10 protein-coding genes are annotated in these 11809 nt (G+C 74.4%); 5 read left to right on the forward strand and 5 right to left on the reverse strand.

The features are described from left to right. Positions 1-5: 5 nt before the first annotated feature. From mmsA to iolC, 4 genes are read right to left on the reverse strand one after another with little or no spacing between them, the layout of a single operon-like run. Positions 6-1508 (reverse strand): CoA-acylating methylmalonate-semialdehyde dehydrogenase, encoded by a 1503-nt coding sequence (gene mmsA, locus AB0E83_RS01960; RefSeq protein ID WP_362104439.1) that lies wholly within the window; start codon positions 1506-1508, stop codon positions 6-8. A 23-nt stretch (positions 1509-1531) separates the two neighbouring features. Then, positions 1532-3385, reverse strand: a complete 1854-nt coding sequence (gene iolD, locus AB0E83_RS01965) for a 3D-(3,5/4)-trihydroxycyclohexane-1,2-dione acylhydrolase (decyclizing) (RefSeq protein WP_362104441.1) — start codon at positions 3383-3385, stop codon at positions 1532-1534. After that, complete coding sequence (gene iolB, locus AB0E83_RS01970) at positions 3382-4203, reverse strand: 5-deoxy-glucuronate isomerase (RefSeq protein ID WP_362104443.1); 822 nt, start codon at positions 4201-4203, stop codon at positions 3382-3384. The genes iolD and iolB overlap by 4 nt, the downstream gene beginning before the upstream one ends. Then, entirely contained in the window at positions 4200-5183 is a 984-nt protein-coding gene (gene iolC, locus AB0E83_RS01975; RefSeq protein WP_362104612.1) for a 5-dehydro-2-deoxygluconokinase, read from the reverse strand. Before iolC ends, iolB begins: the two co-directional genes overlap by 4 nt. A gap of 179 nt (positions 5184-5362) precedes the next feature. Here iolC and AB0E83_RS01980 point away from each other — a divergent pair, with 179 nt between their 5' ends. Both AB0E83_RS01980 and AB0E83_RS01985 read left to right on the forward strand, forming a co-directional pair. Further along, positions 5363-6277 carry a sugar phosphate isomerase/epimerase gene (locus AB0E83_RS01980; protein WP_362104445.1) on the forward strand — a complete coding sequence of 305 codons (915 nt, stop codon included), beginning with the start codon at positions 5363-5365 and terminating at the stop codon, positions 6275-6277. A 295-nt stretch (positions 6278-6572) separates the two neighbouring features. Then, positions 6573-6770, forward strand: coding sequence for a MerR family transcriptional regulator (locus AB0E83_RS01985; RefSeq protein ID WP_362104447.1), 198 nt, complete (start codon positions 6573-6575; stop codon positions 6768-6770). A gap of 103 nt (positions 6771-6873) precedes the next feature. Here AB0E83_RS01985 and AB0E83_RS01990 read toward each other — a convergent pair whose 3' ends face one another. Then, positions 6874-8094, reverse strand: coding sequence for a cation:proton antiporter (locus AB0E83_RS01990; protein WP_362104449.1), 1221 nt, complete (start codon positions 8092-8094; stop codon positions 6874-6876). Positions 8095-8158: 64 nt separating this feature from the next. Between AB0E83_RS01990 and AB0E83_RS01995 the strand changes: the two genes are divergently transcribed. The 3 genes from AB0E83_RS01995 (at position 8159) to AB0E83_RS02005 (ending at position 11654) form a co-directional block, all read left to right on the forward strand. Further along, entirely contained in the window at positions 8159-9103 is a 945-nt protein-coding gene (locus AB0E83_RS01995) for a PrsW family intramembrane metalloprotease (RefSeq protein WP_362104451.1), read from the forward strand. A gap of 49 nt (positions 9104-9152) precedes the next feature. Beyond that, on the forward strand, positions 9153-9377 hold the full coding sequence (locus AB0E83_RS02000) for a cation transporter (RefSeq protein ID WP_362104453.1): 225 nt from the start codon (positions 9153-9155) through the stop codon (positions 9375-9377). Between the two features lie 72 nt (positions 9378-9449). Next, positions 9450-11654, forward strand: coding sequence for a heavy metal translocating P-type ATPase (locus tag AB0E83_RS02005; protein WP_362104455.1), 2205 nt, complete (start codon positions 9450-9452; stop codon positions 11652-11654). The last annotated feature ends 155 nt before the right edge of the window (positions 11655-11809 follow it).

Here is an 11809-nt window from a genome sequence, read left to right on the forward strand (position 1 = left end):
CCGGGTCAGTGGTTGCGCGGGAAGCCCAGGTCGACGCCGGCGGGGGCGTCGGCCGGGTCGGGCCAGCGGGTGGTGACGACCTTGCCGCGGGTGTAGAAGTGCACGCCGTCGTTGCCGTAGATGTGGTGGTCGCCGAAGAGCGAGTCCTTCCAGCCGCCGAAGGAGTGGTAGCCGACCGGCACCGGGATCGGCACGTTGACGCCGACCATGCCGGCCTCGACCTCCAGCTGGAAGCGGCGGGCGGCGCCGCCGTCGCGGGTGAAGATCGCGGTGCCGTTGCCGAACGGCGAGGCGTTGATGAGGGCGAGGCCCTCCTCGTACGTCTCGGCGCGCAGCACGCACAGGACCGGGCCGAAGATCTCGTCCCGGTAGGCCTGGGCCGTGGTGGGCACGTGGTCCAGGAGGGAGAGGCCGATCCAGTGGCCGTTCTCGTGGCCCTCGACGGTGTACCCGGTGCCGTCGAGGACGACCGTGCAGCCCTCGGCCTCGGCGCCGGTGACGTAGGAGGCGACCTTGTCGCGGTGGGCGGCCGTGATGAGCGGGCCCATCTCGGAGGTCGGGTCGGTGCCGGGACCGATCTTGATCTTCTCGGCGCGCTCGCGGATCTTCTCGACCAGCTCGTCGCCGACGGCGCCGACGGCGACGACGGCGGAGATCGCCATGCAGCGCTCGCCGGCGGAGCCGTACGCGGCGGAGACGGCGGCGTCGGCGGCGGCGTCGAGGTCGGCGTCCGGGAGGACCAGCATGTGGTTCTTGGCGCCGCCGAGCGCCTGGACGCGCTTGCCGTTGGCGGAGGCGGTGGTGTGGATGTACTTGGCGATCGGGGTCGAGCCGACGAAGGAGATCGCGGCGACGTCCGGGTGCTCCAGGAGGCGGTCGACGGCGACCTTGTCGCCGTGGACGACGTTGAAGACGCCGTCCGGCAGGCCGGCCTCGGCGAGCAGTTCGGCGATCTTCAGGGACGGCGAGGGGTCCTTCTCGCTGGGCTTGAGGACGAAGGTGTTGCCGGTCGCGATGGCGATCGGGAACATCCACATCGGCACCATGGCCGGGAAGTTGAAGGGCGTGATGCCGGCGACGACGCCGACGGGCTGGCGGATCGACGCCACGTCCACGCGGTTGGAGACCTGGGTGGACAGCTCGCCCTTGAGCTGGGTGGTGATGCCGCAGGCCAGGTCGACGATCTCCAGGCCGCGGGCGACCTCGCCGAGCGCGTCGGAGTGGACCTTGCCGTGCTCGGCGACGATCAGCTCGGCGATGGCGTCGCGGTTGGCGTCGAGCAGCGCGCGGAACTTGAAGAGGATCGTGGTGCGCTGGGCCAGCGAGGAGGTGCCCCAGGTGGCGAAGGCGTCCTTCGCGGCGGCGACGGCCGCGTCGACCTCCTCCGCCGAGGCGAGGGCGACCCGGGTGGTGACGGCACCGGTGGCCGGGTCGGTGACCGGGCCCCAGTTGCCCGACGTGCCCTCGACGGTCTTGCCACCGATCCAGTGGTGGACGCTCTTCGTCATGACGAGTTACTCCTTCAGGGCCTTCAGAGATGGCGGCGCCGGGCGGTGACGTGCCGGTCGTACTCCTCGCGGGCCTTGACCGCCGACGGGCGGGTCGAGGTCTCGGCCACGGGCACATCCCACCACGCCTGCGCCGGGGGCGCGCCCGACACACTGTCTGCCGTTTCGGTCTCGACGTAGACACATGTGGGATCCGTGGCGCTCCGGGCGTCCGCGAGGGCTTCCCGCAGGTCACGGATGGTGCGGGGGCGCAGCACCCGCATCCCGAGGGAGGCCGCGTTGGCCGCGAGGTCGACGGGGAGCGGGGGGCCGGTGAAGCGTCCGTCGGCGTCCCGGAAGCGGTAGTCGGTGCCGTACCGCTCGCCGCCGACCGCCTCGGAGAGTCCGCCGATGGAGGCGTACCCGTGGTTCTGGAGGACGATCAGCCTCAGCGGCAGCCGCTCCTGGACGGCGGTGACGATCTCGGTGGGATTCATCAGGTACGTCCCGTCCCCGACGAGCGCCCAGACGGGCCGGCCGGGGGCGGCGAGGAGGACGCCGATCGCGGCGGGGATCTCGTAGCCCATGCAGGAGTAGCCGTACTCGACGTGGTACTGGTCGCGGGAGCGGGTCCGCCACAGCTTGTGGAGGTCGCCGGGGAGCGAGCCGGCGGCGTTGATCAGGATGTCGGTGGTGTCGACCAGGGTGTCGAGCACGCCGAGGACCTGGACCTGGGTGGGGCGGGCGGTCTCGTCGGGGGCCGCGTGGGCGGCGTCCACCCGGCGTTCCCACGCGGCCTTCGCGGAGGCCCAGGTCAACGGGCGCGGCGGGTGGTCGCCGAGGGCCTCGGTGAGGGCGGCGAGCCCTTCCCGGGCGTCGGCGACGAGCGGCAGCCGGGCGGCCTGCTTGTGGGCGTCGAAACCGGTGACGTTGAGGTTGAGGAAGCGGGCTCCCGGGGCGAAGAGGGTGCCGGAGGCGGTGGTGAAGTCGGTGTAGCGGGTGCCGACGCCGATGACCAGGTCGGCGGCGCGGGCCAGGTCGTTCGCCGTGGCGGTGCCGGTGTGGCCGAGCCCGCCCACCTCGCACGGGTGGGTGTGCGGGAGGGCGCCCTTGCCGGCCTGGGTGGTGGCGACGGGCAGTCCCGCGCGCTCGGCGAAGGTCCGCAGGGCGTCCTCGGCGGCGCTGTGCCGGACCCCGCCGCCGGCGACGAGCAGGGGGCGGGCGGCCTCCCGCACGGCCCGCGCGGCGGCGTCCAGTTCGGCCCGGTCGGGGCGCGGGCGGCGGATCCGCCAGGTCCGCTCGGCGAAGAACTCCTCGGGCCAGTCGTACGCCTCGGCCTGCACGTCCTGCGGGAGGGCGAGGGTGACGGCGCCGGTCGCGGCCGGGTCGGTGAGGACCCGCATCGCCTCCAGGGCGGCGGGGATCAGGGCCTCGGGGCGGACGATCCGGTCGAAGTGGCGGGAGACGGGGCGCAGGCAGTCGTTGACGGAGACGTCGCCGGCGTACGGCACCTGGAGCTGCTGGAGGACGGGGTCGGCGGGGCGGGTGGCGAAGGTGTCGCCGGGCAGGAGGAGGACCGGGAGGTGGTTGATCGTGGCGAGGGCGGCGCCGGTGACGAGGTTGGTGGCACCGGGGCCGATGGAGGTGGTGACGGCGTGCGCGGAGAGCCGGTTCGACTGGCGGGCGTAGCCGACGGCGGCGTGCACCATGGCCTGTTCGTTGCGGCCCTGGTGGAAGGGCATGCCGTCCTCCTCGACCAGCGCCTGGCCGACCCCGGCGACGTTGCCGTGGCCGAAGACGCCCCAGGTGGCGGCGATGAGCCGGTGCCGCTCGCCGTCCCGTTCGGCGTACTGGACGGCGAGGAAGCGGACGAGCGCCTGGGCCACGGTGAGCCTCATGCGTATCCCTCCGTGTGGTCCGGGTGGAAGCTGATCTTCCATTCCCGCTCGGGTCCGGGTCCCGCCATGACGTTGAGGTAGTAGAGGTCGTGGCCCGGCTGGGCGATCGAGGGGCCGTGCCAGCCGTCGGGGACGAGGACGGCGTCGCCGTGCCGGACCTCGGCGAGCAGGTCGGCGCCGCCGGGCCGCGAGGGCGAGATCCGCTGGTAGGCGCGGCCGCGCGGGTCCGCGATCTCGTAGTAGTAGATCTCCTCCAGGACGGACTCGGTCCCGGGGCGGTGCTCGTCGTGCTTGTGCGGCGGGTAGGAGGACCAGTGGCCGCCGGGGGTGATCACCTCGACGGCGATCAGCCGGTCGCAGGGGAAGGCGTCGGCGGAGGCGAAGTTCCGTACGAGGCGGGTGGTCCCGCCGCTGCCGCGGGTCTCGACGGGAACCTCCGGCGCGGGGCCGTAGCGGGCGGGGAGTCGTCGCTCGCAGTTCGCTCCTGCCAAAGCGAAGCGGCCTCCCGCGCCGGAGGCGATCTGGGCGTGGGCGTCGCGCGGTACGTAGACGAAGTCGGTCACGGAGGCGAACGCGCTCTCGCGGCCCCCGAGTTCGAAAAACTCCCCGTCGACGCGCACGGTACAGGCCCCGGCGAGGGGAAGCACCACCCATTCGGCATCCGCGCTGTCGAAGGTGTGTTCCGCGCCGGGCGGCAGGTCGAGGACGCGGAGCGCGGAACGGCTCCATCCGGCGGTGCCGGGGTCGACGTCCAGGGCGTACGGGCCCCGGGCGGCGGTCCCGGCGGGGAGGTGGAGGCGGGGGCCGGGGGTGGTCACGTGCGGGGGTCCTTCGGCGGGAGGGTGCCGGAGCCGGTGGCGAGGGCGCGGTCGATCTCGGCGGCGTCGGGCATGGCGGGGGCGCAGCCGAGGCGGCCGGCGACGATGGCTCCGGCGGCGTTCGCGCGGCGCAGGGTCTCCTCCAGCGGGAGGCCGGCGAGGAGGCCGTGGACGAGGGCGCCGCCGAAGGCGTCGCCGGCGCCGAGGCCGTTGACGACGTCGACCGGCAGCGGGGGGACGGCGGCGCGGCGCCCGTCGGCGGCGAGGGCGAGGACGCCCTCGGGGCCGCGTTTGACGACGGCGAGCGGGACGGCCGCGGGGTCGCCGGGGGTGCCGGGGGCGAGGAGGCCGAGGAGGGCGCGGGCGGCGGCCTCGGGGTCGCGTTCGCCGGTGGCGACCTCGCACTCCTCGGCGTTGCCGACGGCGACGGTGGCGTGCCGCAGGGCCTCGGCGTAGTGCGGGCGGGCGGTGGCCGGGTCGGGCCAGAAGGCGGGGCGCCAGTCCAGGTCGAGGACGGTGGGGGCGCGGCCGGAGCGGGCCCGCAGGGCGGTGAGGGTGGCGGCCCGGCTGGGTTCCTCGCTGAGGCCGGTGCCGGTGGTCCACAGGACGCGGGCGGCGCGGACCGCGTCGAGGTCCAGTTCGCCGGGGTGGATCTCCAGGTCGGGGGCCTTGGGGCGGCGGTAGAAGGTGAGGGGGAAGTCGTCGGGCGGGAAGAGGGCGCAGAAGGTGACGGGGGTGGGGTGGTCGGGGACCTCGGTGACCCAGTGGGCGTCGACCCCGAACTCCTTCAGCTCGCGCCGGAGGTACGCGCCGAAGGGGTCGGCGCCGGTGCGGCTGACGAGGGCGGTGCGGCGGCCGAGGCGGGCGGCGGCGACGGCCACGTTGGCCGGGGAGCCGCCGAGGAAGCGCCGGAAGGTCTCGACCCGGTCGAGTCCGACCCCGCTCTGGAGGGGGTAGAGGTCGACGCCGAGCCGCCCCATGGTGATCAGGTCGTACGGCTCCGACTCCACCCGTGCCACCTCTCGACTCCGGCGCCCGTTCCCAGGTCTAGTCGTCCGCCGGGAGGCGTGTCAACGACATGTCCGGACATTCGGACGCGTGCCCGGCGGGTCCGGCGGCCGTCTTGACGCTGCTCCGGGGCGCGGTCAAGGTGGCTGGCATGACGAAGCCGCCGTCGCCGTCGCCCTCCCGCATCCGGATCGGTTCCGCCCCGGACTCCTGGGGGGTGTGGTTCCCGGACGATCCCCGGCAGGTGCCGTGGCAGCGGTTCCTCGACGAGGTGGCGGGGGCCGGCTACGAGTGGATCGAGCTCGGCCCGTACGGCTATCTGCCCACCGATCCGGCGCTGCTCGCCGAGGAGACCGCCCGGCGCGGGCTGCGGGTGTCGGCGGGCACGGTCTTCACCGGCCTGCACCACGGGCCCGCGGTGTGGGAGCGGACCTGGGCGCACGTCGCGGAGAACGCGGCGCTGGCCGAGGCCGTGGGCGCCCGGCACCTGGTGGTGATCCCCTCCTTCTGGCGGGACGACAGGACCGGCGAGGTGCTGGAGGACCGGGTGCTGTCGGCGGAGCAGTGGCGGCACCTGACGACGCTGACCGAGCGCCTCGGGCGGGAGGTGCGGGAGCGGTACGGGCTGCGGATCGTGGTCCACCCGCACGCCGACACCCACCTCGACGACGAGGAGAGCGTGACCCGTTTCCTCGACGCCACCGATCCGGAGGCGGTGGCGCTCTGCCTGGACACCGGGCACTACGCGTACGCGGGCGGGGACAGCGTCAAGCTGATCGAGACCTACGGGGAGCGCATCGGCTACCTCCATCTGAAGCAGGTGGACCCGGCGGTGCTGGCGGTGGTGCGGGCCGAGGGGCTGCCGTTCGGCCCGGCGGTGGCGCGGGGCGTGATGTGCGAGCCGCCGTCGGGGGTGCCGGCCCTGGAGCCGGTGCTCGCGGCCGCGGCGGCGCTGGACGCGGAGCTCTTCGCGATCGTGGAGCAGGACATGTACCCCTGCGAGCCGGACGCCCCCTATCCGATCGCCCTGCGCACCCGCGGCTACCTCCGCTCCTGCGGCCTGTAGCCGGTCCGGCGCCGGGGGCGGCTCCCCGGGGTCCGTGAGCCCCCGGGCGCTCCGGCGCACGCGGGCGCGCCGTTGTGACCGTTCGTCACTTCCGTCACGGGGTTCGCGCCCCCGTCACACATGTCGCGGTTACGCGGGTTCCGCGTCACAGGAGTTCGACAGGCGCTCTCCGGCCGTCCGGGCGGCTCGTTCTCGGGGCACAGGCTCAGTGATCACCGACGCCACCGCCCGCAGCGCCCCCGAACGGCATCCCCCGCCACCGCTGCGCGGTACGGGGCGTGAGGGAGGTACAGGCATGACGGACAGAAGCCTCTGGTCGTACAAGGACATCGCGGCGCACATCCGGGTCCAGCCGGACACGGTCCGCTCCTACCGGAAGCACGGGCTCCTCCCGCCGCCCGACCACGTCGAGTCGGGCAAGCCCTTCTGGTACGCGGACACCGTCCGCGCCTGGGTCGCGAGCCGGCCGGGCAACCGGGGCCGCCGCGACTGAGCCGCCCGTCCGCCCGCGCGGCGCCGCCCTCCGGTGGAGTCCGGGGGCGGCGCCGCGGCGCGTCCCGGCCCGAACGGGTCCTCCCCGCGGCCGGGCGCGGGGCTCACCACGCCTCCGACCCGCCGCCGACCGTCGCCTCCCCCTCCTCCGGCGCCTCCTCCCGGCCCGCCCGCAGCCGCAGCGCGAGCAGCGGGAAGGCCAGGACGGAGACCATCCCGGCGCCGACCAGCGCCGCCGCCTCGCCCGCCGCCAGGGCCCCGTCGTCGAGGCCGATGGTGGTGATGGCGACGACGAGCGGCAGCGCGGTGGAGCCGTACAGCACCAGCGCGCCCCGGTCCTTCCGGTCGAGGTCGCGCGGGGCCAGGAACCAGACCGGGCCGCCGCGCACCACCAGGAAGAGCAGCAGGAAGACCGGCAGGAGCAGCAGCGCCCGGCCGCCGGAGAGCAGCGAGTCGAGGTCGAACTCGATGCCGGTGACGACGAAGAAGACCGGCACGAGGAAGCCGAAGCCGACGCCCTCGACCTTCTCCAGGATCTCCGGGCCGGCCTCGGGCGCCGCCCCGGTGAGGACGAGCCGGGTGATGAGCCCGGCGGCGAAGGCGCCGAGGAGCACGTCGAGGCCGAGCGCCGTCGAGGCGCCGAGCATCAGCGCGAGCAGCAGGAAGACGAAGCGGACCGCGAACTGGCCGCTGGTGTGCAGCGTCCGGGCGATGACGGCGGAGAACCACGGCGGGCGCGGCCGCAGCGCCCAGTACACGGCGGCCGCGGTGAGCGCGGCGAAGACCGCGAGCAGCACGGTGGACTCGGCGGCGGTGCGTCCGCTGAGCAGCAGCGCCATGGCGATGATCGGGCCGAACTCGCCGACCGCGCCGAAGGCCATGACGACCGAGCCGAAGCGGCCGCGCAGCCCGCCGGAGTCCCGCAGCACGGGCAGGACGGTGCCGAGGGCGGTGCTGGTGAGGGCGACGCCGATGAAGACGCCGGTGGCGTAGCCGCCGCCGAGGAGGACGCCGGCGGCGAGGCCGAGGGCGAGCGCCGCCAGCCAGGCCCACACCGAGCGCCGGAGGGTGTCGCCGCGGACCTTGCCGAACTCGATCTCGTACCCCGCCAGGAAGATCAGCATGGTGAGGCCGAGTTCGGAGAGGCCGTCGATCAGTTCGTCGGAGTGGGCCCAGCCGAGGACGTCGGGGCCGATGACGATGCCGAGGAGGATCTCGAAGACGGCGAGCGGGACGGGGACGCGGCGCCCCGCCCAGTAGGCCAGCAGCGGCGCCAGGACGGCGATCACCATGATCAGGACGAGCGTGGTCCCCGAATGCGACATATCGGGTATCTACCATAAGCTCCGGTCAGACGCCCCGTCGGCGGAGGGACTTGGAGGCCCGCGGATGCACGAGTACCGGCCCACGACCGAGCCCCCTCCCCCGCCCCCGGCGCCCGCCGGGCCCGCCGGGCCGCGTCCCGGCCTGTGGAAGCGCTGCCTGGGCGGCGGCCTGGCCCTGTGGGCGCTCACCGCGGTGGTCACGTACGCCACCGCCAACACCACCCTGCTGCCCACCCTGATCCTGCTGGGCAGCTTCCTCGTCCCGGGCGTCTTCGTCCTGTGGGCGTACGAGCGGCACGGCCGCGACCTCGGCCTGCCGGTGATCCTCGGCTGCTTCGTCACCGGCGGCGTCCTCGGCGTCCTGGGCGCCTCGGTGATGGAGTACTACCTGCTCCACCCCTCCCTGTGGATGTTCCTCGGGGTGGGGCTGATCGAGGAGGCGGTGAAGCTCGCCGCCCTGGTGTTCGTCGTCCGCCGCCGCCCGCACCTGCGCGGCCTGCGGGCCGGCCTGGTGCTCGGCGGGTCGGTCGGCTTCGGCTTCGCCGCCTTCGAGAGCGCGGGGTACGCCTTCAACGCGGCGGTCACCCTGGACGGCATCGACCTGCGCTCCCTGCTGGAGACGGAGATCCTGCGCGGGGTCCTCGCCCCCTTCGGGCACGGCCTGTGGACGGCGATCGCGGGCGCGGTGCTCTTCTCCTTCCGCCGCCCCGACGGCCGCTTCCGCCTCGCCGGTCCGGTCGTCGGCGCCTACCTGGGGGTCGCGGTGCTGCACGCCCTGTGGGACTCGATGCACGGGATCGCGCTCTGGCTGGTGCTGCGGCTGACCGCGACCGACCTCGACCGCTCGCTCTTCGCCCAGGGGTACCTCCCGAGCCCCACGTCCGAGCAGGAGCACCTCTTCACCCTCTTCTCGGTGGGCGGGCTGGTCCTGGTGACACTGGTGGGGCTGGCGTGGCTGGGATCGCTCGCCCGACGCGCGCCGGACACGACTGGATTTCATACCCCCTAGGGGTATAGAGTCGGCCACGTAAGGCTCCGAACCGAATGAGGAGAACGCCATGGCCGCCGAGACGCAGACCGAACTCACCACCGTCTACCAGGTCAAGGGCATGACCTGCGGCCACTGCGAGGGCGCCGTCTCCGGCGAGATCTCCGCCATCCCCGGCGTCACCTCGGTCACCGCCGTCGCCAAGACCGGCGAGGTCACCGTGGTCTCCGCCGCCCCGCTCGACCGCGAGGCCGTCGCCGCCGCCGTCGACGAGGCCGGCTACGAGCTGGTCTGACCACCCGCCGCACCGGCACCGCAGGGCCGTACCGTTGCCTGGTACGGCCCTGCTCCCCTTTTGGAACCGCACATGCCCAGCACCACCGTCACCGAGCTGATCATCGGCGGGATGACCTGCGCCTCCTGCGCGGCCCGCGTCGAGAAGAAGCTCAACCGGATGGACGGCGTCACCGCGACCGTCAACTACGCCACCGAGAAGGCCCGCGTCGAGCACGTGCCCGGGGTCGGCGTCGACGAGCTCATCGCCACCGTGGTGAGGACCGGCTACACCGCCGAGGAGCCCGCGCCGCCGGAGCCCGAGGCGGCGGCGGAACCGGAGGCCGACCCCGAGCTCGCCGCCCTGCGCCGGCGGCTGGTCGTCTCCGCCGTCCTCGCCGCCCCCGTGGTCCTGCTCGCCATGGTCCCCGCGCTCCAGTTCGACAACTGGCAGTGGCTCTCGCTCGCCCTCGCCTCCCCCGTCGTCGTCTGGGGCGGCCTCCCCTTCCACCGGGCCGCCTGGACCAACCTCCGGCACGGCGCCGCCACCATGGACACCCTCGTCTCGGTCGGCACCCTCGCCGCGTACGGCTGGTCGCTGTGGGCCCTCTTCCTCGGCGACGCCGGCGCGCCCGGGATGCGCCACGGCTTCGACCTCACCGCGGACCGCGCCGACGGCGCCGCCACGGTCTACCTGGAGGTCGCCGCCGGCGTCACTGTCTTCCTCCTCCTCGGCCGCTGGCTGGAGGCCCGCGCCAAACGGAAGGCGGGGGCCGCGCTGCGGGCCCTGATGGAGCTCGGCGCCAAGGACGTCGCCGTCCTGCGCGCGGGCGCCGAGGTGCGGGTGCCGGTGGACGCCCTCCGGGCCGGTGACCTCTTCGTCGTCCGCCCCGGCGAGAAGATCGCCACCGACGGCACCGTCGCCGAGGGCGCCTCGGCCGTCGACGCCTCGCTGCTCACCGGCGAGTCCCTGCCCGTCGACGTCACCGCCGGCGACCCCGTCACCGGCGGCTGCCTCAACGTCTCCGGCCGGCTGGTCGTGCGGGCCGAGCGGGTCGGCGACGACACCCGGCTCGCCCGGATGGCGAAGCTCGTCGAGGAGGCCCAGAGCGGCAAGGCCGGGGTGCAGCGGCTCGCCGACCGGGTCTCCGCCGTCTTCGTCCCCGTCGTCCTGCTGCTCGCCCTGGCCACCCTCGGGTTCTGGCTCGGCGCCGGCGCGGGCGCGACCGCCGCGTTCACCGCCGCCGTCGCCGTCCTGATCATCGCCTGCCCCTGCGCGCTCGGGCTCGCCACCCCGACCGCGCTGCTCGTCGGCACCGGCCGGGGCGCCCAGCTCGGCATCCTCATCAAGGGCCCCGAGGTCCTGGAGTCCACCCGCCGGGTCGACACCGTCGTCCTCGACAAGACCGGCACGGTCACCACCGGCCGGATGACGCTCACCGGCGTCCACCCGGCCGACGGCACCGACGAGCGGCTGCTGCTGCGGCTCGCCGGCGCCCTGGAGCACTCCTCCGAGCACCCGGTCGCCCGGGCCGTCGCCGCCGGCGCCGCCGACCGCCTCGGCGTCCCGGCCGGCGAGCTGCCCGTCCCCAAGGGGTTCGAGAACGTGCCCGGCCTCGGCGTGCGCGGCTCCGTCGACGGCCACCTGGTCCTCGCCGGCCGGGCCGCGCTGCTCGCCGCCGAGGAGGTGCCGGTGCCGGCGGACGCGGCGGACGGCGCCGTGCTGGTCGCCTGGGACGGGGTCTACCGCGGCTCCCTCGCCGTCGCCGACGCCGTCAGGGACACCAGCGCCGAGGCCGTCGCCCGGCTCCGCGCCCTCGGGCTGCGGCCGGTGCTGCTCACCGGCGACCGGCGGGCCGTCGCGGAGGCCGTCGCGGCCGAGGTCGGCGTCGAGGAGGTGATCGCCGAGGTGCTGCCGGAGGAGAAGGCCGGGGTGATCCGGCGGCTCCGGGACGAGGGCCGTACGGTCGCCATGGTCGGCGACGGGGTGAACGACGCCGCCGCCCTCGCCACCGCCGACCTGGGCCTCGCGATGGGCACCGGCACGGACGCGGCGATCGAGGCGAGCGACCTCACCCTCGTCCGGGGCGACCTGCGGGCCGCCGCCGACGCGATCCGGCTCTCCCGGCGGACCCTGGCCACGATCAAGGGAAATCTGGCGTGGGCCTTCGGCTACAACGTCGCCGCCCTGCCGCTGGCCGCGGCCGGTCTGCTCAACCCGATGATCGCGGGCCTGACCATGGCCTTCTCGTCCGTCTTCGTGGTGACCAACAGCCTGCGCCTGCGGCGGTTCCGTTGATTTCACCTACACGTGACGCACAAGTCCTTCACAAAGAGACCTAGATCACAGATATTGGGGGGTAACCATCTGGGCTGTTCGCGAGTCTAAGTGGGCGATGCCAGAACGTCTTGGGGGACGTTCGCCGGGAGGTCTTGGGGGACGTCCCGACAGGC

Origin of the sequence: Streptomyces sp. NPDC035033 (assembly GCF_040636735.1) — a bacterium.
Classification (GTDB): Bacteria; Actinomycetota; Actinomycetes; order Streptomycetales; family Streptomycetaceae; genus Streptomyces.